We start from the raw sequence: 22137 nt of genomic DNA, 5'->3' as shown, positions 1-22137 counted from the left end.
AACGACGAAAATAGAACATGAGTACTATCACTACGCTGAGGCTCAGCCCAGGGGAGGAACGATGACGCATCCGGCGCCCATCCGCGCCGTCGGAGTTCGCGATGTCGCGGCTCGCGCCGGGGTGTCGACACAGACGGTGTCGCGCGTGCTCAACGGGCATCCGCACATCCGTCCCGAAACGCGGCAGCGAGTGCTCGATGCGATTCAGGCGCTCGGCTATCGGATCAACAATGCCGCCCGCGCCCTCGGCACCAGCACGTCGCGCACCCTCGGAGTCGTGGCATCCGATGCCGCCCTCTATGGGCCCGCGGAAGGCGTCGCCGCTCTCGAAGCCGCCGCCCGCGCGGGAGGGCGCTGGATCGCCACGGCCTACGCGGATGCTGCGGATGCGTCGTCTGTCGAAGCTGCGGTGGGGCACCTGCTTGCACAGGGCGTCGATGGCATCGTGCTTGTCGCGCCGCACACGCGCACGCTCGATGCTGCCACCGCGGCGGCGCCCGGTGTCCCCATCGTCGCCCTGAATGGCGGTACCGGTGCGGCAACGCAGTCCGCGGGGGCGGCACTCGCGGTGGCTCACCTGCTCGACCTCGGCCATCGGCGGATCGCCGAGGTCGCGGGCCCGGGTGACTGGCTCGAGGCGACGGCTCGATCCCGCGGTGTGGCTGAGGCGCTGGATTCCGCAGGCATGCCCCTCGCCGCGCGGTGGGAGGGCGACTGGAGCGCTGCCGCCGGGTATGCGCTCGCGGAAGCGCTCGCCGATGCGCTCGGGCGCGAACAGGCCCCCACGGCATTGGCGGTCGCCAACGACCAGATGGCGCTCGGGCTCATGGCGGGTCTGCGCGCCCGGGGAATAGATGTACCCCGCACGGTGTCGGTCGTCGGGTTCGACGACAATCCCGACTCCGCCTTCTACCTACCCGCGCTGACGACGGTGCGCCTCCATCTCGCCTCCGAAGCGCGCCGGGTGGTCGCTGAGGTCGTCGGCGTGTCTGGGGACGCGTTCGCTGAGCCTCCGGTGCTCGTCATGCGGGACTCTGCGATTCCGCGTCGCGAATAAAGCCAGCTCCTGAGGTGACGGCGAGCGCTCGCGCAAATCGGATGGTACCGGTAACATTACGAAGGTCGCTCGAACCCTGCGCGGCCGCCGCGAGACCGATGGAGCCCCCGTGAGCACACCCCAACACTCGACATCCGTCGAGGCTGCGATCGCCGCCACCCGAACCGAGGTCGCAGCGCTGCATGCGGAGTTGGTGCGTTATGGCTTGGTGGTGTGGACGGGTGGGAATGTGTCTGGTCGTGTGCCGGGTGCTGATCTGTTTGTGATCAAGCCGTCGGGTGTGTCGTATGACGAGTTGGCTCCGGAGAACATGATTCTGTGCGATTTGGACGGGAATGTCATTCCGGGCACCCCGGGGAGCGACCGCAGCCCGTCGAGTGATACGGCGGCGCACGCGTATGTGTATCGGAACATGCCGGATGTGGGGGGTGTGGTGCACACGCATTCCACGTATGCGGTGGCGTGGGCGGCGCGGGGGGAAGAGATTCCGTGTGTGATCACGGGGATGGCGGATGAGTTCGGGGGTCCGATTCCGGTGGGTCCGTTCGCGGTGATCGGGGATGATTCGATCGGCCGCGGGATCGTGGAGACCTTGACGGGGCACCGGTCCCGTGCGGTGTTGATGCAGAACCATGGGCCGTTCACGATCGGGGTGTCGGCGAAGGATGCGGTGAAGGCTGCGGTGATGTGTGAAGACGCGGCCCGTACGGTCCACATTGCTCGGGAGGCGGGACCGTTGATTCCGATCCCGCAGGACAAGATCGACGCCCTCTACGGGCGATACCAAAACGTCTACGGACAGAACGAGGACGTTCGCCGATGACTGGAACATCTGCCGCCGACGCGATCCGTTCCGGCCGCACCGCCCTCGGCATCGAGTTCGGATCTACCCGCATCAAAGCCTGCCTGGTCGATGCCGACAACCCCGCCGACGTCCTTGCCGTAGGCGGCTTCGAGTGGGAGAACAGCTTCGCGGACGGGCGCTGGACCTATGCCCTCGACGAGGTGTGGTCGGGGCTTGCCGCAGCGTACGGCGAGCTGGTGACGGATGCCGAGCAGCGCCATGGCGTCGGCCCCGTCACCGTGGGTGCCATCGGCGTCTCGGCCATGATGCATGGCTACCTCGCCTTCGGGTCCGACGACGAGCTGCTCGTGCCTTTCCGCACGTGGCGAAACACCTCGACGGGTCGCGCGGCGGCGGAGCTCACCGAGGTCTTCGGCGTGAACATCCCGTTGCGGTGGTCGATCGCCCACCTGCACCAGGCTGTGCTCGACGCCGAAAGCCACGTTCCGGACATCCGCTTCGTCACGACCCTTGCCGGGTACGTGCACTGGCGTCTCACCGGTCGCCGCGTGCTCGGTGTCGGCGATGCCTCGGGAATGTTCCCGATCGATCCGGCGACGGGCGACTACGACGCGACGATGGTCTCGGCGTACGACTCGTTGGTGGAGGGGCGACTTCCCGCGGTGCTCACCGAATTGCTGCCCGAGGTGCTCGCTGCGGGTGAGTCCGCGGGCGCGTTGACGACGGAGGGCGCTGCACTGCTCGACCCGTCTGGCGCGCTGATCCCCGGCATCCCGTTCTGCCCGCCCGAGGGTGATGCCGGCACCGGCATGGTCGCGACGAACTCTGTGTCGCCCCGCACCGGAAACGTCAGCGCGGGCACCAGCATCTTCGCCATGGTCGTGCTCGAGCGCCCGCTCGCGAAGGTGCACCACGAGCTGGATGTCGTCACGACGCCCGCCGGCGATCCGGTCGCGATGGTGCACTGCAACAATGGCGCAAGCGAACTGGCCGCGTGGGCGGGAATGTTCGCCCGGTTCGCCGAGGCGGCCGGAACCCCACTCGCGGCGGACGCCGTTTACGAGGTCCTGTTCCGCGAGGCACTCGGGGCGGAACCGGATGCCGGGGGTCTGCTGGCCTACAACTACCTCGCGGGTGAGCCGATCGCCGGGCTCGACGCGGGCCGACCGCTCGTCGTCCGCAGCCCCGACTCGCGCCCGACACTCGGCAACTTCGCTCGTGCTCAGCTCTACGCCGTCTTCGGCACTCTGAGCCTCGGAATGCGCGTGCTGCGCGGCGAGCACGTCACGGTCGACACGATGTATGCGCACGGCGGCATGTTCCGCACCGCGGGTGTCGCGCAGCGGTTTCTCGCCGCAGCCATCGAGGCGCCGGTCGCTGTGGCCGAAACCGCGTCCGAGGGCGGCGCCTGGGGCATCGCGGTACTCGCCTCTTACCTGAACGAGGCCGACGACCTCGCCCTCGACGCCTACCTGGCCGAGCGAGTATTCGCCACGACCGCGTTCGAGACCGTCGCGCCCGATCCCGATGACCTGGCCGGATACGCCACCTACCTCTCGCGCTACGAAGCCGGGCTCGCTATCGAGCACGCGGCCATCGCAGCGCTCTGACTCCTGAACGAAAGCAGAACTCCATGACCCGCACTCCTCTCGCTACCTCGCTCGAGCCCTATGAGGTCTGGTTCGTCACCGGCAGTCAGAACCTCTACGGCGAAGAGACCCTTCTCCAGGTCGCCGACCAGTCACAGGGCGTCGTCGCCCAGCTCGAAGGTCACGTGCCGGTGAAGGTCGTCTGGAAGCCCGTGCTGAAGGAGGCCGACAGCATCCGTCGCCTCGCACTCGAGGCCAACGCCGCCGACAACGTGATCGGCCTGATCGCGTGGATGCACACCTTCAGCCCGGCCAAAATGTGGATCGGCGGCCTCGACGCTTTGCAGAAGCCGCTGCTGCACCTGCACACACAGGCGAACGTCGAATTGCCGTGGGCCGACATCGACTTCGACTTCATGAACCTCAACCAGGCCGCGCACGGCGACCGTGAGTTCGGCTACATCCAGACCCGCCTCGGCGTCGCCCGCAAGACCGTCGTCGGGCACGCGTCCGACGAGCGCGTACGCGGCGAGATCGCATCCTGGCAGCGCGCAGCCGCGGGCTGGGCCGCCTCGCGCAGCCTCAAGCTCGCCCGTTTCGGCGACAACATGCGCTACGTCGCCGTGACCGAGGGAGACAAGACCGAGGCCGAGCTGCGGTTCGGCGTGCAGGTCAACACCTGGGGTGTCAACGAGCTGGCGGATGCTGTGGCCGCTGCATCCGAATCCGACATCGACGCTCTCGTCGCGCTGTATGAAGAGGAGTACGACGTCGTTCCTGAGCTGCGTGCCGGGGGAGAGCGTCACCAGTCGCTGCGCGACGGTGCCGCGATCGAGCTTGGCCTGCGTTCGTTCCTCGAGGAGGGCGGCTTCGGCGCCTTCACGACGAGCTTCGAGGACCTGGGTGCGCTGAAGCAGCTGCCGGGGCTGGCCGTGCAGCGCCTGATGGCCGAGGGCTACGGGTTCGGCGCCGAGGGCGACTGGAAGACCGCCATCCTCGTGCGTATCGCGAACGTGATGGGTGCTGGGCTTCCCGGTGGTGCGAGCCTCATGGAGGACTACACCTACGACCTCGTTCCCGGCAGCGAGCGGATCCTCGGAGCGCACATGCTCGAAGTGTCGCCGTCGCTGTCGTCGCAGAAGGCACGCCTCGAGATCCACCCGCTCGGCATCGGCGGCAAGGAAGACCCCGTGCGCCTCGTGTTCACGGCCGAACCCGGCCCGGCGGTCGTCGTCGCGATGAGCGACATGCGCGACCGCTTCCGCCTCGTGGCGAACGTGGTCGAGAACGTCGAGGCGCCGGACCTTCCGAACCTGCCCGTCGGACGCGCGATCTGGAAGCCCCAGCCCGACTTCGCGACGAGCGCCGCGGCCTGGCTGACCGCCGGTGCCGCGCACCACACGGTCATGACCACCGCGGTCGGCATCGAGGTGTTCCGCGACTTCGCCGAGATCGCCAAGACGGAGCTGCTCGTCATCGACGACTCGACGACGGTGCGCGGGTTTCAGCAAGAGGTGCGCTGGAACCAGGCCTACTACCGCCTCGCTCAGGGGCTGTAATTCCGGGCGTTTCGTCAGGGGCCCGCGAGCGCGCCCACCGGATCGTCCAACAACCGAGCGAAGGCCGCCTCTGCCGCACCGACCAGCAGGCGGTCTTCGCCGAGCGCGGCAGAGCGGATCGCGACGTCCTCCGCGGCGGCGGGCATCGATAGCGCTCGCACGTCCTCGAGAAGTTCGCCGGTTCCGCCCTCGGCGATGGTCGCGAGAAATCCGCCGAGCACGATGACCTGCGGGTTGAGCACGTTCACGACGTTCGCGAGCGCCGTGGTCAGGATGCGGCGCTGCCGCGCGATCTCTTCGCGGGCATCGGGTAGGTCGCTCGCCGCCAGGGCCGCGGCAAGCGTCGGTTCGTCTGCCGTGACCAGCGCCGCGACTGCCAGGAGTCGTGCTCGGCTGACCTCGTCCTCGAGCACTCCGTCGCCGGCGAGGCGGTCCGCGGTCGAGGGTATGCCCGGGCGATTCTGCCCGAACTCCCCGGCGTAACCGGAGGCACCGGCCACGGGCATCCCGTGCACGATCAGGCCGCCACCGATACCGCTCGCGCCGCCGTTCAAATAGACGAGATTGTCGATCCCGCGGCCGGCGCCGAACAGGTGCTCGGCCACAGCGCCGAGGGATGCGTCGTTGCCCACGACGATCGGCAGGCCGGTCGCTTCGGCCGCGAGTTCGTGCAGCGGCACATCGTGCCACCCGAGGTGCGGTGCGTTCCGCACCATCCCGTCGGCACCGCGCACGAGGCCGGGCACGGCGAAGCCGAGGCCCACGAGCCGCGCATCGGCGAGTTCGTCGGCGCGCCACTGCTCGATCGTCTCGGCCACCAGCCGCACCGTCTCGGCCGGAGTGAGCAGATGGTCGACCTCGATGCGACGGCGCGCCGCAACCGTGCCGTCGAGCCGTACGGCGGCCAGCGCGAGGGCGTCGACCTCAGGGTTTGCGGCGATCGCCATGATCGACGGATGCGTCGCCACGACCGGTGACGGGCGCCCAGCCCGCGTCGAGGGAGCGGGTGGAAGCTCCTCTGCAACGCCGATCGAGGCGAGTTCGGCGACCAGATCGGCGATCGTCGAGCGGTTGAGTCCGGTCGTCGCCGTCAACTGCGCGCGCGACTGCGGACCCGCGAGATGCAGAATCCGCACCAGACGCGCAAGGTTCGCTCGACGCACGGCTTCGAACGTCGTCGCGCGGTCGGTCATCGCACCAGCGTAGGGGGTCGCCTCATCTGACGGAATGGTATAGGTTGTGTCTAACAACATTTCCGTTCAGCGAGGATCAGGATCACCCCATGAGCACCCCCACGCCCACTCCCGCCGACAAGTTCTCCTTCGGCCTCTGGACCGTCGGCTACAACGGCTCCGACCCATTCGGCGGACCGACGCGGCCTCCCCTCGACACCGTGCACGCCGTCGAGAAGCTCGCCGAGCTCGGCGCCTACGGCCTGACATTCCACGACGACGACCTCTTCCCGTTCGGATCCAGCGAGGCCGAGCGCCAGAAGCAGATCGACCGGCTGAAGGGCGCTCTCGCCGACACTGGCCTGATCATTCCCATGGTCACGACCAACCTGTTCAGCGCGCCGGTGTTCAAGGATGGCGGCTTCACGTCGAACGACCGCGACGTGCGTCGCTTCGCGCTCCGCAAGGTCTTCCGCCAGCTCGACCTCGGCGCCGATCTGGGCGCCAAGACGTTCGTCATGTGGGGCGGACGTGAGGGCGCCGAATACGACGCCGCGAAGGACATCCGTCAGGCCCTCGAGCGCTACCGCGAGGCCGTCAACCTGCTCGGCGACTACGTCACCGACAAGGGGTACGACATCCGGTTCGCGATCGAGCCGAAGCCCAACGAGCCGCGTGGCGACATCCTGCTGCCGACCCTGGGTCACGCCCTGGCCTTCATCGACTCGCTCGAGCGTCCCGAACTCGTGGGCCTCAACCCCGAGACCGGCCACGAGCAGATGGCCGGGCTGAACTTCGCCGCCGGTATCGCCCAGGCGCTGTACCACGGCAAGCTCTTCCACATCGACCTCAACGGCCAGCGCGGCATCAAGTACGACCAGGACCTCGTCTTCGGTCACGGTGACCTGCACAACGCGTTCGCGCTCGTCGACCTGCTGGAGAACGGCGGCCCGGGCGGCACGCCGGCATACGACGGACCGCGGCACTTCGACTACAAGCCGAGCCGCACCGAGGACGAGACGGGTGTCTGGGACTCGGCCGCTGCCAACATGCGCACCTACCTGCTGCTCAAGGAGCGCGCCGCGGCCTTCCGCGCCGACCCTGAGGTGCAGGAGGCGCTCGAGGCGTCGAAGGTCCCCGAGCTTTCGGTACCGACGCTGAACGAGGGCGAGTCTTACGACGACTTCCTCGCCGACCGCTCGGCTTACGAGGACTTCGACACCGACGCCTACCTGGGTGGCAAGGGCTTCGGATTCGTCCGTCTGCAGCAGCTCGCGACCGAGCACCTGCTCGGCGCACGCGGCTGAGTTGCGCCAGGTGAAGGGCGGGACGGCAGCGTGACGCTCGTCGCAGGGATCGATTCGTCGACGCAGTCGTGCAAGGTCGTCATGGCGGATGCCTCGACCGGCCGGATCGTCCGTACCGGTCGGTCGACGCATCCGGATGGCACCGAGGTCGATCCGGAAGCGTGGTGGGTTGCGCTGCAGGCAGCGATCGTCGATGCCGGTGGGCTCGACGACGTGGCCGCGGTGTCGATCGCCGGCCAGCAGCACGGCATGGTCGTGCTGGATGCGCGGGGCGAGGTCATCCGTCCCGCCCTGCTCTGGAACGACACGCGTTCGGCCGTCGCGGCGCGCGACCTGATCGCCGAGGTCGGGGCTGAGGCATATGCGGAGCGGACGGGTGTTGTGCCCGTCGCGTCTTTCACAGCGACGAAGTTGCGGTGGCTGCGCGATGCCGAACCCGAGAACGCGGCGCGCGTCGCCGCGGTCGCGTTGCCGCACGACTGGTTGACCTGGCGCCTGCGGGGCTTCGGCCCCGCGGGGTCGCCGCTCGGCCCGGTTCTCGAAGAGCTGACGACGGATCGCTCGGATGCGAGCGGCACCGCCTATTGGGGATCCGACGGGTATCAGTCCGATCTGGTCGAACGCGCGCTGGGCCACGCGGCTCTCCTGCCGCGTGTGCTGGGTCCGCTCGAACGCGCCGGTACGACCCCGAGCGGGGTTGTTGTCGGTCCCGGCGCGGGCGATAACGCGGGAGCGGCTCTCGGCCTCGGGGCGGCGGACGGCGACGGTGTCATCTCGATCGGCACATCGGGAACGGTTTTCGCCGTCACCGACACCCCGATTGCGGATGCCGCGGGTACCGTCGCCGGCTTTGCCGATGCCACAGGGCGCTTCTTGCCCCTCGTCGCGACGCTCAACGCGGCGCGCGTGCTCGACGCGTTCGCCGGCTTGCTCGGCGTCGATCATGACGAGCTCGGCCGACTCGCACTCGAGGCGGAGCCCGGGCCCGCGAGCCCCGTGCTTGTGCCGTACTTCGAGGGTGAGCGAACGCCGAATCTGCCGGATGCCACGGCATCCCTTTCGGGTCTGACCCTCGCCGGCACCACGAGGCCGGCGATCGCGCGTGCGGCTATCGAGGGCATGCTCTGCGGGCTCGCCGCGGGCCTCGACGCGATCCGTGACCAGGGCGTCGAGCTTCACCGTCTGCTCCTGATCGGTGGCGCGGCGCGAAACCCGGCCGTCTCGGCGATTGCCGCGCAGGTTTTCGATCTGCCGATCGTCGTACCGGCGCCGGGGGAGTACGTCGCCCTCGGTGCGGCGCGCCAGGCCGCGGCCGTGCTCGCGGGTGGCTGGCCCGACTGGGCCGCAGCGGGCGAGATCGAGGTGCCCGTCGACACCCGACCCGACATTCGGGCACGGTACGCGGTCGCCGCGCTAGGGTTCCGTCCGTGATTCCGCGCGAACGACGCCCAGCATCCGGTACCCAGCACCTGCTGCGATCGGGTGACTACCAAGCCGTCGTCGCGAGTGTCGGAGCTTCCCTGCGCGTGCTGCGTCATAGCGGTCCGTCGGGAGCACGTGATCTCGTCGTGCCCTTCGACGCCGACGAGGTCAGGCCCGCCTATCGCGGCGTGACTCTCGCGCCCTGGCCCAACCGGATCGTCGACGGTCGTTATCGGTTCGGTGGGGTAGATCACGCTCTGCCGCTCACGGAGCCGGAGCGCGGTCACGCCCTGCACGGGTTGGTGTCATGGCTCGATTTCGAGGCCGTGGACAAGGGCGCTGACCATGTCACACTCGCTGCCGAGATCGAGCCGCAGGCGGGCTATCCGTGGCGGGTACGTATCGAGTCGACCTTCCGCCTGAGCGCGGACGGGCTCGAGCAGACCGTCACGGGAACGAACATGTCCGACACGGTCGCCCCGTTCGGCATCAGCGGACACCCGTATCTGGTTGCGGGCCCGGGACGCGTGGACGACTGGACGCTGGAGCTGCCCGCCGATGTCGTCCTCGGTGTCACGGAAGATCGTCTTATCCCCACGGTTGAGCAGAATGTGGACGCAGATGACCATCGTCGCTTCGACTTCCGTCAGCCGCGCCGGATTGCTGATGCGCGCATCGACCACGCCTTCACGGGACTCCGGTGGGACGACGGGATAGCGCGTGTGCGCCTGACCGATGCCACCGGTTCCGGTGTTTCCTTGGTGTGGGACGAGGCGTGCCCCTGGGTGCAGGTGCACACCGCAGACGTACCTGGGCGAGCGACCGATCGGATCGGACTGGCGGTCGAGCCGATGACCTGTCCGCCGGATGCCTTCAATTCTGAGAACTCTCTCATATACCTTGACCCGGCATCCCGGGCCGGGGGAAGCTGGACCATCGCTGGGATCTGAAAAGATCCCGTGACACATTTCCCCCCTCGCAAGAGCTCCTCTCATCGGTGTTTTGACAGGTTGTCCACCGAAAAGAGGACATAAATCTATGATTTGTCCCCCAAAGAGGGGACATACGTGCTGTGCGCGTTGGGGTTATGCTCGTTCTAGCTCCTTCTGAAGCATTCGAACCGACGTCCCCAGCGTTGGGCGGCCCGTTTCCCCAAGCGGTTCTGCGATCGGATGGGAAGGAAGCGGGGCCCCCTCGAGTCGCCCAGTCCCCAATGGGCCACCCGAGGGGGCCAATTCTTTTCTCCGGCCCCTCCCCACGACTCCTGATCGTGGTGTCGTCCACAGGTCGTCGGAACTGCTCGTCGCTTGCGCGCAGGCACCTGTCAGGATGGGACGCATCCGTTCCCACGTGATCGAAGAGAGCCACCATGTCGCAGCCGCACGGCGCACCGCACGCGGAGACCGAAGAAGCCCGCAGCCCCTATTGGAAGATCGCGGTGTGGATCGCGATCGGTGCGCTCATCGCCGCGGCTCTGGTTTGTGTCGTGTGGGTGCTGATCGGTGACCAGAACGGGCTGATCGGCCGGGCGTTCCTCACGATCGTGTTGCTCACCGCCTTTGCCGGCGCTGCGCTGCTCGACGCGAGCGTCGCGCCCCGGCGTCCGCAGTGGTATGTGCTCGTGAGCATGATCGGGTGGGTGCTCGCACTGCTCGCTGGCGCCATCAAGATCTGGGCGCCCATGGACTGGGGTTGGCCGTGGGGTGCCTCGCCTGTGGTTCGGTTCTTCGAGTTCGTCGGCATTGTCATCGTGCTGCGGCTGGCGATCCTGCACATTCGCCTGTTCACCAAGGGCGAGCCGCGGACGGCCTTCTCGCGCGTCGTCGTGCCGATCACGGTTGCCCTCGTCGCGGTTCTCGCGATCCTGCTCATCCTGCCGCTGCTGCTGGCCCGCGCCGTCGACTTCTCGGACTTCTACTGGCGGGTCGTCGTCGCGATCGCGATCCTGGCCGCGGTCGGGACCGCACTGGTGCCTCTCGTTAAGGCGCTGGACGGGCCGCGCCGTGTCGCGCCCCCCGCTCCGCCCGTGCCGGCTCCCACCTGGCCGACCTATGTCGACGGTGTCACGCCGCTCCCGGCGCTCGCCGACGGTTCGCCCGACTGGAACGCCTACTACACCGGTTATCCCACGCAGCAGGCGGCGTACCAGCCGCAGGCGGTTGCATCGACTCCGCCGCCGGTTCCGCCGGCGCCGCCCGCGCCCCCGGCCGCTGCGCCCGCAGTTCCGACGATGCCCACGCCCGAGGCGACGCCGCCTTCCTGAGTTCTATCGCGAGAGGATCTCGAGCGCGGCCATCGCCGCGTTCTGGCCTCCCACGCCGCTGACGCCGCCACCGCGCCGCGCACCCGCTCCACAGAGCGGAATGCGCGGGTGCGTTGTCTCGACGCCCCAGCGTTCGGCCGGACCGCGTGACCTCTCGCCATGCGCATCCGATTCTTCGTCGAGCCACGGCCACGACAAGGGGCCGTGGAAGATATCGCCGGCAACCATGCCGAGCGAATCCTGCAGATCAAGAGTCGTTCGTGCTTCGACGCAGGGGGTCCCGTCCGAGGCTCGGTAGATCACGTTCTCGATGGGCTCGGCAAGCACGCTGTCGAGCGACGCTTGAGCGGCCGCGAGCAGCTCGGTGCGCGCGGCATCCGCGTCCCGCTCCGTCGCGAGTCGATGGGGTGCATGCAAACCGAACAGCGTCAGCGTCTGCGCGCCCTCGGCACGCAGGTCGGGGCCGAGGATCGACGGGTCGGTCAACGAGTGGCAATAGATCTCCGCGGGGAGGGGTGACGGAACCCGGCCGGCCTCGGCTTCGGCGTAGGCGGCGTCAAGCTGCGTGAGTGTCTCGTTGACATGGAACGTTCCCGCGAACGCGGATGTCGGATCCACAGCGCGATCGCGCAGCCGCGGCAGGCCGCGCAACAACATATTCACCTTGACCTGCGCTCCCTCTACTCCCCGGGTAGCCGCGGCCCGGTCGGTCTCGTCCGCGCTGAGAAGTCGATCGAGAACGGCAGGTCCCACACCGCTCAGCACGAGTCGAGCGGCGACACGCTCGCCATCCTCCAGCGTGACCTCACCATCGGGGCTCACGCCGACAACTTCCGCGTTCACACGCAAGGTCGCTCCAGCGCGCGCGGCGGCGTCGCGCAGGGCGTCTGTCACGCTGCCCATGCCGCCTACCGGGACGTCCCAGTCGCCCGTACCGCCGCCGATCACGTGGTACAGAAAGCAGCGGTTCTGGCGTAGCGAGGCGTCGTCCGACGATGCGAAGGTGCCGATCAGCCCGTCTGTCATGACGATTCCGCGCGCCAGATCCGACCGCACCGATCCGCGGACGAGCTCACCGAGCGCACGATCGAGGCGGGGAGCAGGCTCACGAGGTACGAATAACGCGAGATGCGCGCATCGACTCCCGCCCATGGGCGCTCCGAAACCGCGGCGCCGCCAACATGGGCGAGGCGCTCGAGCAGCAGGACGCTCCGGCCTGCCTGCGCGAGGTAGGCGGCGGCGACGAGCGCGTTGTGACCGCCTCCCACGATCACGACATCGTGAAGGTTGTGCGGGCCGCTCGAGCGCGTCATGCGCCCACCCTAGGGTGCGCGGCGCCGAGAACGCATGGGTAGCGTAGGTGCGTGGATTCAGACGCGCAGCTTTTGTCTTTGGCCGTTGAGATCGCGCGGGAGGCCGGCGAGCTCGCTCGCACCCGGCGTGATCAGGGAGTCGCCATCGCGGCGACCAAGTCGGGCCTCGCCGACATCGTCACCGAGGCCGATCGCGAGGTCGAGCGCCTGATCCGCGACCGTATCGCCCAGGCGCGCCCCGACGACGGATTCTTCGGCGAAGAGTCTGCGGCCGAAGAGGGGTCCTCGGGTCTGACGTGGGTGGTCGACCCGATCGACGGCACCGTCAACTACGCCTACGGCATCCCCGCGTATGCCGTGTCTATCGGCGTCGTCGAGGGGCCACCCGACCCGGCGACGTGGACCGCGGTCGCGGGCGTCGTCAACAACCCCGCCACCGGCGAGCTCTTCCGCGCGGCGCGTGGCGAAGGCGCCCACCTCGGTTCGCAGCGGCTCGCGATCCGTGGCGAACCGGATGCATCCGGCGCGCTCATCGCAACCGGGATGAGCTACGACCCCGAGCGCCGCACGCAGCAGTTCGAGATTCTGGGGCGGGTGCTGCCGCTTGCTCGAGACATCCGTCGTATCGGCGCGGCGTCGCTCGATCTCGCCTTCGTCGCCGCGGGAAGATTCGACGCGTACTACGAGTGGGGCCTGTGGCCGTGGGACATGGCGGCTGGATCGCTGCTCGTCAGCGAGGCCGGCGGAATCGTCGGCGGGCTGGGGGGAGCGCCCGCGGGACGCGACCTGCTGATCGCCGCGAGCCCCGAATTCTACGGATCGCTGGAGGCCGTGCTCGCCCGTTGAGCAGTCGGCTCACACATGGCTTTCTCAGTCCCGACGGGCTAGTGTTTACCTATTCGTTATATCCGCCCGAACGGATCTGACGAAAATCTCAGGAGCAAGAACCCGAGCCCGTCGCGTCCCCCCGCGATCCTGATCCGAGAGTTCCATCCGCTTGCAGCCCGACGCCCCCGAGTCGGAGTTCGGCCTCACACGCCGTGCTCGACGTGCCGACGCCTCTGCGTCTGCCCAGGACTCCGCCTCCGATTCCGCCGCGACACGATCATCGGCTGATTCCGAGACGCGTGCCGCTCGTCGGCGAGCAGCAATTCAGGATGCTCCGCAGAGCCGTCGACAGGCTCGCCTGAGCGACCTTTCGATCGTCGAGTCCGTCACAGCTTCGGGTTCGTCCGCTCCGCTCGTTCCATCCCCGGCCGATCTGACGCCCGCGTCTCAGTCCGTCGACAGCGACGTCTCGGATGCCTGTGAGGTAGCCGCTCGCCTCTTCAGCTTCACCGGCGAGAACCCGGTGATCGTGCCGGTCTCCGAACCCACCGCCGCTGAGCCGGAGGATCCGGCATCCGCTTCACACCGCGCGCCGCGCCGTGCCCGTCGCTCGGGGTCCGCGTTGAGGCGCGTGGCTGCCACCGGCTTCAGCATGGGTGTCATGGCGGCCGTTGGGCTTCTGACCCTCGCGGTGACCGTCCCCGCCGAGGCGCTCGCCGCGGCGACCCAAGCCGACTCCGTCACATCGATCACGGTTGCGTCCGACGACGAGGTGGCGGAAGAGGACGAGATCCAGGCATTCGTCGCTCCCGAGGGAGCCGACACCGAGCTCAACCGGGACGAGAAGTACTCGACGGCCACCTTCAGCGACATCGCGGCGGCGACCGGCATCAGCCGCCACACCAATTTCTTCATCAACGACCCGAGCGCTCCCATCCAGTGGCCGTTCGCCGTCGGCGTTCCCATCTCGGATGGTTACGGCCCGCGCTGGGGGTCGTTCCACTACGGCCTCGACTTCACGCCGGGTGAGGGTGCCGAGATCCAGGCCGTCGCCGCAGGAACCGTTCGCGTCGCGAACGAGAGTGGTGGCGCGTTCGGTGTGCACGTCATGATCGATCACGAGATCAACGGCGAGGTCTTCTCGACCCACTACGCGCACATGCTGTACGGCTCGCTGCAGGTCAAGCCCGGCGACGTCGTCGAGGCCGGTACGGTTCTCGGGCACGTCGGCGACACCGGTCTGTCGTACGGAGCGCACCTGCACTTCGAGGTGTTCGTCAACGGCGCACGCATCGATCCGCTGCCCTGGCTGCGCGAGCACGCGGGCGGCTGATCCGCGAGGTCGCCTCGGTTTCAGGTCGGTGCCTCGCCGATGGTATTCTCTTGTGGTTGCCCGCTTTGCGGGTGCGCCCCGATAGCTCAGTGGTAGAGCACTTCCATGGTAAGGAAGGGGTCGTCAGTTCAATCCTGACTCGGGGCTCGCAGCATCCTGGACCGGGATGCGGTGTGGCGGGGTAGCTCAGTTGGTGAGAGCGCACGACTCATAATCGTGAGGTCGCGGGTTCAAGCCCCGCTCCCGCTACGAAAGAAGCGCCCCCTCGTGGGGCGCTTCTTTCGTTGTGGGCGTGGTCGGTTGGCGCGTCATGCGCGGGTGGGCCCACGCCGCCAGAGGCTCCGCGCGCCGCGCAGCGGCGTGTGGAGAGGCGGTGGGGACAAGCCCCGCTCCCGCTACGAAAGAAGCGCCCCCTCGTGGGGCGCTTCTTTCGTCGGCGGAGCAGTTGGCGCGTCACGCGCGGGCGGGGCTACCCGAGCTCGCCGGGGTGCGTCAGCCGCCACCAGGCGGTCGGCTGCTCGATCCCGCCCTCGAGGGTCACGTCAGCCGTCGCGGTGTTCGGCCCCGCGGTCCACGTTATGGTGCCGACGGACTCGCCGTCCTGATATGTCTCGGGCGTCGTCGTGTCCATGGTTACGGCGATGGGGGCGTCAGACCAGGTCAGGATCGAGGCGCTGTCGAGCAAGACCATCCGTCCGGCTGATCCCCATGCCGTCGTGTAGGTACCGACCTGTTGACCACGCTCAGACAGGGGGACGTCGTGGAAACCTCCGCGGATGCTGTCGAGCAGGGAGACGACTCCCGTGCTGACGGAGTCGCGCGAGAACCCACCCAGCATGACGCCGGTGACGGTCAGCGGCTGACCCGTGCCGACATCGAGCGTCGCCGTGTAGAGCAACGTGTAGTCGTTCTCGCCGAGCGTTCCGGTCTTGAGACCGGTGATTCCGGATGTGCCCAGCAGGCCGTTCGTGTTGGACATCGTCCCCGGACCGGGCAGGGTCAGCGTCGGCGTCGCCGCGATCTGCGCGATCACCGGGTTGGCTGCCGCGATCTTTCCGATCGCGATCATGTCGCTCGGAGTGCTCACGCTGCGGGGGCTGAGGCCCGTGGGTTCGACGATCGTCGTGCCGGTCAGACCGTTCTCCGCAAGCCACTGCCGTGCCGCGCTCACGAAAGCGCCCTGCGACCCGAACGCCCAGGTCGACACCGCCTCTGCATAGTTACTCGCCGACGGGATCAGCATCGTCGCGAGCGCGTCGTGCAGTGACATCGACGTGCCCCGGGGCATCTCGGCAACCGTCGCCCCGAGCACGTAGTACTTGTCGAACAGATCTCGGTCAGCCTCGTCGAAGGCGATTGTCGGACCGGGGTCGTCCGCGCTCGTGAGTGGCTTCGCGTCCAAGATCACGAGCGCAGTGATCAGCTTGCTGATGCTCGCCATCGGCCGAGAATCCGGCGCGCCGCTCGACATCCAGATGCCACTCGCCTCCGACCCGAGATAGTCGTCAGCGCCAGCGACGCTGATCGCGGCGGAACCCTCGACAGGCATCGCGATGGTCGCCGCCGGCGGAATCGAGGCATCCGGTGCCTGCCACTCGACCACGGGCTCGGGGAGAGGAGCGTTCAGAGCCCACGCGACATACCCGCCGGTCGACGCGAACACGACCGCGAGGACGAGCGCGAGGATCAGCCAGCCCCTCCGGCGCCGACGTCGTCGGATCGCGGGAGTCGTGATTGCGGGCCCCCGTCCGTCGAGCTCAGACTCCCCATCCTGTCGCCCGAACACTCCCCGCGTCCAGCGCTCTCTCGGCAACGTGGAGAGCGCTCGGGTTCGCATGACGGCCCAGCGGAGGGCATGAACGCGCCCCGTTGTCAAGGGGGACGGAGATGCCGAAGTGCCGCCGCACACTGGATGGACAACGGTTGGAGAACCATGTCCAGCATCCACAATCCGCACTATGCGTTGCAGCCGACCACCACGATGATGTGGCTCGTACTCGACCTGGGACGGCCGCTCGGAGATCCACGCCGCACCGTCGCGCGAATCTACGAGGTCGACGCAGACGAGGTCGAGGTCGAGTGGCTCCTCGATCTGCCTTTCCCCGCGCGGTACAGCTCGCCGATCGCGGTCGTGCGTGACCTGCAGCGGCGCGAAGCGCGCTCCCGGTCTGAGCGACCGGTCCCCATTCCGCACCGGGGTCCGCCCCGTACCGCCCTGATGTCTCGGGACTAGCAAGCACGCGTACTCGCCGTGCGCGATTGCTGCGCGCACAGAAGGGCCCTCTCGCGTCGTCGTCTTCCCCAGCCGTCGACACGAGAGGGCTATCCTGATTCCCCACGAACATTCGTCTTATGGCACGAAAAAACACGCGCTCTTCAGCGCGGATCAGATCGCACAGCAATAAGACACGGTGATCAGTCCCCACGTCACACCGTTGAGATCGGGTTCTCGTAACCTAGCAAAACCGTTCACCTACTGTCCACCGAAAGGGGGACAGTTGTGGATAATTCGTGGAAGTGTTAGGCGCCGGTTGCGGGCGAGTTGCGCGGGCGTGTGTCGGGCCATCCGAGAGAATGCGGACATGACCCAAGAGCGGTGGCACAAGCTGACCTACTGGCCGCTGATCGTGGCATCGTTCGCCTTCATCGTCGCGTACTCGTGGCAGGTCATCGGAGAGCTTCGGGGAGCGCCCAGGGCAATCACGGCGACGATCATCCTCGTCACCTGGATCATGTTCGTCGCGGACTATCTGGTGCAGCTCTTCCTCGCGCCGAAGAAGGGCGCCTGGTTCCGTGCACATATCTTCGCGCTCGCGGTCGTCGTCGTTCCGGCCCTCAAACCCCTCCGCCTCCTCCGGGTTCTGACGGTGTTCCATCCCTTCGGACGAACCGCGGGTGACGCCTTGCGCGCCCGCCTCATGATCTACGGTGTCGCATCGGCACTGATCGTCGTCTACATCGCGGCGCTCTCGGTGCTCGAGGCCGAGCGCGCGTCGCCCGACGCCAACATCACCAACTTCGGCGATGCGATCTGGTGGGCCTTCGTCACGATCACGACCGTCGGCTACGGCGATTTCACTCCCGTGACGGTAGCGGGACGCGTCGTCGCAGTGATCCTCATGCTCTCGGGCGTCACCGTGCTCGGCATCAGCACCGCGACCCTGGCGTCGTGGGTTGCGGAGCGCGCCACCGCCGGCCACGAGGAGTACCAGCCGGCGACCCGGGCTGAGGTACGCAAACTCTCGGCGCAGCTCGCGGCGCTCGGCGCGCCGACCGATTCGTCGTCGACAGGGCGGACGCCTGACGCCTGAGCGCGGCGGGCGCGCGGCCGGGCCTGGACTAGGGTTTTCTGGTGTGCCCGCGAGGGCGGAAGGGCCGGGCAATGCCAAGACGTGGTGCAAACGGTGGGGACGGCGAAGTCGTCGAGGGCTATCGCTGGACGCCGGGACGGGTCATCCTGCACATCTCGGTGGGGCTCTTCGCGGGACTTCTCTCGGGAATGTTCGGCGTCGGCGGTGGCGTCGTCATCGTTCCGCTTCTCGTGCTGATGCTCGCCTACCCCCAGCGGCTGGCCTCGGGGACGTCGCTCGCCGCGATCATCCCGGCGGCGAGCGTCGGCGTCATCTCGTACGCGCTCAGCGATGACGTCGCCTGGATCCCCGCACTGATCCTGGCCGGGGGCGCCGTGATCGGTGCGCAGGTCGGAACGTGGCTGCTGCCGCGCGTCCCGGTGCGCGTGCTGCAGTTCGGCTTCGCGGCGTTCCTCATCGTGGTCATCGTCAGCCTTTTCCTCGTCATCCCGAGTCGCGGCGAGCCCTTCGAGCTCGATGTCCTCATCGTGCTGGGACTCATCGGGCTCGGGCTTATTACAGGCGTGCTCTCGGGATTGCTCGGCGTCGGTGGCGGAATCATCGTGGTCCCGGCGCTGATGCTGCTGTTCGGGACGAGCGATCTGATCGCGCGTGGAACCAGCCTCCTGATGATGATCCCTACGGCCCTGTCAGGAACTTTCGGCAACGTGCGCCGCAAGAACGTCAACCTCCTGGGTGCTGCTCTCATCGGGGGTGCCGCGTGCACCACGACCGCACTCGGTGCGATCATCACCAAGAGCATCGACCCGTTCACGGCCAACATCATCTTCGCGGTGTTCCTCTTCTTCATCACCTTGCAGATCCTGGTGCGGGCGATCCGCGGGCGATCCAAGTAGGGCCCGTACGCCGTCATAGGATGGCGGGGTGCCAGTGAACCCCGAGCTCGTCGGTCGTGACTTCCCGCCGACCGAGCCCTACCTCGTCGGTCGCGAAAAGGTGCGCGAGTTCGCGCGCGCCGTGTTCGCGACAGACCCCTCGCACACCGACGTCGCGGCCGCGCAGGCACTCGGCTACGCGGATGTCGTGGCACCGCCGACCTTCGCGATGGTGATCCAAGACCACACCTTGCAGCAATTGCTCGCAGAACCCGACTCGGGCGTCGTGCTCGAGCGAACGATCCACGCCGAGCAGAAGTTCCGTTACTCGAGGCCGATCGTCGCGGGCGACGAGCTGACCGGCCGGCTCGCGGTCACGGGTGTCCGCGCGATCGGCAAAGGCGCCATGGTGACGAGTGAAGCCGAGATCACGGATGCCTCGGGCGCTCATGTCGTGACCGCGACATCCATCCTGCTGATCGGCGGCGAAGAATGACCGGCCTGCTCCCCACCGTCGGCGAAGTCGTCGCCGAGCGCACCGTCCACCTCACCCGCGAGTCTCTCGTGCGCTACGCCGGCGCGTCGGGCGACTTCAACCCCATCCACTACAGCGACGAGGTCGCGGCTCGTGTCGGTCTGCCGGGTGTCTTGGCGCACGGCATGTTGACGATGGGTCTCGCGGGCTCGACGATCATCCCGTGGATCGGCGACGCCGGCCGCATCACCGACTACGGCGTGCGCTTCACCCGCCCCGTCGTGGTCGACGCCGCAGAGGGTGCGGACGTCCGGGTTGTGGCGACCGTCGCCGAGGTCGACGAGGCCGCCGGCACCGCACGCATCGATCTCGTGGTCTCGCACGCCGAGACGACCGTGCTCGGCAAGGCGCAGGTACGCGTCCGGCTGGGCTGAGGCGCGCATGCCCGACATCGATCCCATCCCCCTCGCTCAGCTGACGACGCTGCGCACGGGTGGTCTGCCGTCGCGCATGATCGCGGCGAACACCCGCGACGAGCTCGTTGCGGTGCTTCGCGAGGTGTGGGCGACGGATGAACCGTGGTTGGCGCTCGGCGGGGGATCGAACCTCTTCGTCGGCGATGCCGAGTTCGACGGCACCGTCGTACGGATCCTGACACGGGGGATCGAGCGTGTGCCATCGGTGCGTCCCGGTTTCGCGCGGCTGCGGATCGAGGCGGGTCACGACTGGGATGAGCTGGTCGCGTACACCGTCGAACAAGGTCTGGCCGGGATCGAGGGGATGTCGGGCATTCCCGGTACCGTCGGGGCGGCGCCCGTGCAGAATGTGGGCGCGTACGGGCAAGAGATCGAGCAGACGCTCGTCGAGGTGGAGCTGATCGACGAGTCGACGGGCGAAGTGGAGGCGGTGACGGTCGCAGAACTCGGGCTGGGCTTTCGCACCTCGGTCTTCAAGGCTCATTACGGGTCGGTGTCCGAGCGTCCGTCCGTGATCCTGTCGGTGACCCTCGAACTGGAAGAGGTCGGCGACGCACCGCGCGTCGTACGCGGCGAGCAGCTGCGGCGAGCACTCGGGTACGAAACCGGGGCATCCGCAACGCTCCACGATGTGCGCCAGCGTGTGCTCGCGACGCGTCGGGCGAAGGGCATGGTGCTCGAGGACGCCGACCCCGATACATGGAGCGCCGGTTCGTTCTTCCAGAACGCGATCGTCACCGCCGCATTCGCGAGGACGCTGCCGCCCGAATGCCCCCGATGGCCGGTGCGTCCCGACGTCGAGGTCGACACCGTGATCCCGCTGTCTTCGTACGACGGGATCGTGCCCGCGGCCTCCGGTTCGGCTCCCGACGTCAAGCTCAGCGCCGCCTGGCTCATCGAGCACTCGGGGATCCGCAAGGGGTTCTCGCTGCCGCGCTCGCGCGCGGGTCTCTCGACGAAACACGCGCTCGCGCTGACGAATCGCGGGGGAGCGACGGCGGCAGAGATCGCCGAGCTGGCGCGGTTCATCCAGCAGCGTGTGCAGGCGGAGTTCGGCCTGATCCTGCAGCCGGAGCCCGTGCTGATCGACGTGGAGTTGTAGTCGCGGTCGACCGATTTCAGTCGGACTGATGACATTCGCGTCCGCGTCGGATAGAAACAGAGGGATTCCACAGGAGAAAGCCCCCATGTCGACGATGACATCGCATTCCGACCACCGACTCTTCGCGGGCGGAGAGTGGCTGACGCCCCACACTTCGGCACGCATCGAGGTCGAGAACCCGTACACCCGGCTCATCATCGGAACGGCACCCGACGGCGACGAGGCCGACGTCGATGCGGCCGTACGAGCCGCGCGCGCCGCCTTCGACCACGGACCCTGGCCGCGCATGAGCCCGGACGAGCGGGCCACGTTTCTCGAGCACCTCGCGGACGAACTCGAGCGCCGCGGAGCCGACATCGCAGACCTGGTGACGATATCAAGGCATCGGGACTGTGTCACTCGGACCTGCACTTCGCCGAGACGAATTTCGGGATGGAGCCCCCGATGGTGCTCGGCCACGAGATCGCGGGAGTGGTGGCGGGTATCGGCCCGGAGGTCACCGAGTTCTCGATCGGCGACCACGTCGTCGGATCCCTGGTGCAGTTCTGCGGGGCGGGATTCGCCGAGCAGGCGCTCCTGCACGAGAATCAGCTGATCGCGATCGACCCGGCGGTCCCGTTCGCCGAGGCATCCGTTCTCGGTTGCGGCACCATCACGGGCGCGGGCGCGGCGATCAATTCGGCGGGAGTGCGCCCCGGTCAGACCGTTGCCGTGATCGGTCTCGGCGGCGTCGGTCTGAATGTGATCAGCGGAGCGCGCCTGGCGGGTGCCGCTCGGATCATCGGCATCGACCTGAACGACGAGAAGCTCGAACTCGCTCGCGGGTTCGCAGCGACCGATGTCGTCAACGGTCGGAATGGGGATGCCGTCGCAGCGGTGCAGCAACTGACGGACGGGGGCGTGGACCACGCGTTCGAGGTGATCGGGCGGAAGGACACCGCGCTCCAGGCCATCGCCATGCTCGCCGTCGGGGGCACCGCCAGCCTGATCGGGATCCACCGGGCGGGCTCGACGATCGAGCTCGACCCGAACGATTTTCTGCGTTGGCAGAAGAAGGTGCAGGGCGTCTACATGGGGCACGCGAACATCAAGCGCGACATCCCGTTCTACGCCTCGCTCTTCCTCCAGGGTCGGCTGAACCTGACGGACCTGATCTCAGCCGAGATCGGCCTCGACGACATCGACGAGGCCTACGAGCAGCTCCGCACGGGGCGAACCGCTCGGAGCGTCATCACCCGGTTCTGACGCCG

Annotated in this window: 19 protein-coding genes, 2 tRNA genes and 2 pseudogenes; 20 read left to right on the top strand and 3 right to left on the bottom strand. The window is 67.9% G+C overall.

Annotated elements, in window-relative coordinates; genetic code table 11:
• The first annotated feature begins 61 nt into the window (after positions 1 to 61).
• The 4 genes from ACT9TC_RS06085 (at position 62) to araA (ending at position 5010) form a co-directional block, all read left to right on the top strand.
• Positions 62 to 1057 carry a LacI family DNA-binding transcriptional regulator gene (locus tag ACT9TC_RS06085; RefSeq protein ID WP_458042500.1) on the top strand — a complete coding sequence of 332 codons (996 nt, stop codon included), beginning with the start codon at positions 62 to 64 and terminating at the stop codon, positions 1055 to 1057.
• A 109-nt stretch (positions 1058 to 1166) separates the two neighbouring features.
• Positions 1167 to 1880, top strand: a complete 714-nt coding sequence (locus ACT9TC_RS06080) for an L-ribulose-5-phosphate 4-epimerase (RefSeq protein ID WP_458042499.1) — start codon at positions 1167 to 1169, stop codon at positions 1878 to 1880.
• Positions 1877 to 3472, top strand: coding sequence for a xylulokinase (locus ACT9TC_RS06075; protein WP_458042498.1), 1596 nt, complete (start codon positions 1877 to 1879; stop codon positions 3470 to 3472). The genes ACT9TC_RS06080 and ACT9TC_RS06075 overlap by 4 nt, the downstream gene beginning before the upstream one ends.
• Positions 3473 to 3495: 23 nt before the next feature.
• Entirely contained in the window at positions 3496 to 5010 is a 1515-nt protein-coding gene (araA, locus tag ACT9TC_RS06070; RefSeq protein ID WP_458042497.1) for an L-arabinose isomerase, read from the top strand.
• A gap of 14 nt (positions 5011 to 5024) precedes the next feature.
• On the opposite strand, the gene ACT9TC_RS06065 is transcribed toward araA, so the two are convergent.
• Positions 5025 to 6203, bottom strand: a complete 1179-nt coding sequence (locus ACT9TC_RS06065) for an ROK family protein (protein WP_458042496.1) — start codon at positions 6201 to 6203, stop codon at positions 5025 to 5027.
• A gap of 89 nt (positions 6204 to 6292) precedes the next feature.
• Here ACT9TC_RS06065 and xylA point away from each other — a divergent pair, with 89 nt between their 5' ends.
• The 4 genes from xylA to ACT9TC_RS06045 all read left to right on the top strand — a co-directional run bounded on the left by xylA (position 6293) and on the right by ACT9TC_RS06045 (position 11174).
• Positions 6293 to 7489: a xylose isomerase gene (gene xylA, locus ACT9TC_RS06060; protein ID WP_458042495.1), complete on the top strand. Its 1197-nt coding sequence runs from the start codon at positions 6293 to 6295 to the stop codon at positions 7487 to 7489.
• Positions 7490 to 7519: 30 nt separating this feature from the next.
• The gene (gene xylB, locus ACT9TC_RS06055; RefSeq protein ID WP_458042494.1) at positions 7520 to 8920 is read left to right on the top strand and encodes a xylulokinase; all 1401 of its coding nucleotides are present in this window, start codon (positions 7520 to 7522) and stop codon (positions 8918 to 8920) included.
• The gene (locus ACT9TC_RS06050) at positions 8920 to 9861 is read left to right on the top strand and encodes an aldose 1-epimerase family protein (RefSeq protein WP_458042878.1); all 942 of its coding nucleotides are present in this window, start codon (positions 8920 to 8922) and stop codon (positions 9859 to 9861) included. The genes xylB and ACT9TC_RS06050 overlap by 1 nt, the downstream gene beginning before the upstream one ends.
• 419 nt (positions 9862 to 10280) lie before the next feature.
• Positions 10281 to 11174 carry a hypothetical protein gene (locus ACT9TC_RS06045; protein WP_458042493.1) on the top strand — a complete coding sequence of 298 codons (894 nt, stop codon included), beginning with the start codon at positions 10281 to 10283 and terminating at the stop codon, positions 11172 to 11174.
• Between the two features lie 3 nt (positions 11175 to 11177).
• Here ACT9TC_RS06045 and ACT9TC_RS06040 read toward each other — a convergent pair.
• Positions 11178 to 12487, bottom strand: a pseudogene (locus ACT9TC_RS06040) (phytoene desaturase family protein).
• 51 nt (positions 12488 to 12538) lie between these two features.
• Between ACT9TC_RS06040 and ACT9TC_RS06035 the strand changes: the two are divergent.
• From ACT9TC_RS06035 to ACT9TC_RS06020, 4 genes are all read left to right on the top strand, one after another.
• Positions 12539 to 13333: an inositol monophosphatase family protein gene (locus ACT9TC_RS06035; RefSeq protein WP_458042492.1), complete on the top strand. Its 795-nt coding sequence runs from the start codon at positions 12539 to 12541 to the stop codon at positions 13331 to 13333.
• A gap of 151 nt (positions 13334 to 13484) precedes the next feature.
• Positions 13485 to 14648, top strand: a complete 1164-nt coding sequence (locus ACT9TC_RS06030; RefSeq protein ID WP_458042491.1) for a M23 family metallopeptidase — start codon at positions 13485 to 13487, stop codon at positions 14646 to 14648.
• Positions 14649 to 14723: 75 nt separating this feature from the next.
• Positions 14724 to 14795: transfer RNA gene (locus ACT9TC_RS06025), tRNA-Thr, on the top strand.
• A gap of 28 nt (positions 14796 to 14823) precedes the next feature.
• A tRNA-Met gene (locus ACT9TC_RS06020) sits at positions 14824 to 14897 on the top strand.
• Positions 14898 to 15117: 220 nt separating this feature from the next.
• Here ACT9TC_RS06020 and ACT9TC_RS06015 read toward each other — a convergent pair.
• The gene (locus tag ACT9TC_RS06015) at positions 15118 to 16485 is read right to left on the bottom strand and encodes a D-alanyl-D-alanine carboxypeptidase family protein (RefSeq protein WP_458042490.1); all 1368 of its coding nucleotides are present in this window, start codon (positions 16483 to 16485) and stop codon (positions 15118 to 15120) included.
• A 96-nt stretch (positions 16486 to 16581) separates the two neighbouring features.
• Between ACT9TC_RS06015 and ACT9TC_RS06010 the strand changes: the two genes are divergently transcribed.
• The 8 genes and pseudogenes from ACT9TC_RS06010 to ACT9TC_RS05975 all read left to right on the top strand — a co-directional run bounded on the left by ACT9TC_RS06010 (position 16582) and on the right by ACT9TC_RS05975 (position 22132).
• A complete protein-coding gene (locus ACT9TC_RS06010) occupies positions 16582 to 16881 on the top strand; it encodes a hypothetical protein (protein WP_458042489.1) in 300 nt (99 codons plus the stop codon).
• A 349-nt stretch (positions 16882 to 17230) separates the two neighbouring features.
• The gene (locus ACT9TC_RS06005; RefSeq protein WP_458042488.1) at positions 17231 to 17959 is read left to right on the top strand and encodes a potassium channel family protein; all 729 of its coding nucleotides are present in this window, start codon (positions 17231 to 17233) and stop codon (positions 17957 to 17959) included.
• A gap of 71 nt (positions 17960 to 18030) precedes the next feature.
• Positions 18031 to 18855 (top strand): sulfite exporter TauE/SafE family protein, encoded by an 825-nt coding sequence (locus tag ACT9TC_RS06000; protein WP_458042487.1) that lies wholly within the window; start codon positions 18031 to 18033, stop codon positions 18853 to 18855.
• Between the two features lie 28 nt (positions 18856 to 18883).
• On the top strand, positions 18884 to 19330 hold the full coding sequence (locus tag ACT9TC_RS05995) for an FAS1-like dehydratase domain-containing protein (protein ID WP_458042486.1): 447 nt from the start codon (positions 18884 to 18886) through the stop codon (positions 19328 to 19330).
• Positions 19327 to 19743 carry a MaoC/PaaZ C-terminal domain-containing protein gene (locus ACT9TC_RS05990; protein ID WP_458042485.1) on the top strand — a complete coding sequence of 139 codons (417 nt, stop codon included), beginning with the start codon at positions 19327 to 19329 and terminating at the stop codon, positions 19741 to 19743. Before ACT9TC_RS05995 ends, ACT9TC_RS05990 begins: the two co-directional genes overlap by 4 nt.
• A gap of 7 nt (positions 19744 to 19750) precedes the next feature.
• On the top strand, positions 19751 to 20887 hold the full coding sequence (locus tag ACT9TC_RS05985) for a UDP-N-acetylmuramate dehydrogenase (RefSeq protein WP_458042484.1): 1137 nt from the start codon (positions 19751 to 19753) through the stop codon (positions 20885 to 20887).
• A 28-nt stretch (positions 20888 to 20915) separates the two neighbouring features.
• Positions 20916 to 21203: pseudogene (locus tag ACT9TC_RS05980) on the top strand (aldehyde dehydrogenase family protein); the annotation flags it as partial.
• On the top strand, positions 21164 to 22132 hold the full coding sequence (locus ACT9TC_RS05975) for a zinc-binding dehydrogenase (RefSeq protein WP_458042877.1): 969 nt from the start codon (positions 21164 to 21166) through the stop codon (positions 22130 to 22132). The pseudogene ACT9TC_RS05980 and the gene ACT9TC_RS05975, both read left to right, overlap by 40 nt.
• Positions 22133 to 22137: the final 5 nt, after the last annotated feature.

The sequence above is a fragment of the Microbacterium sp. HM-570 genome (assembly GCF_054165885.1).
Note: the sequence above shows the minus strand (reverse complement) of the source record. Positions and strands in the feature narration are given on the sequence as shown.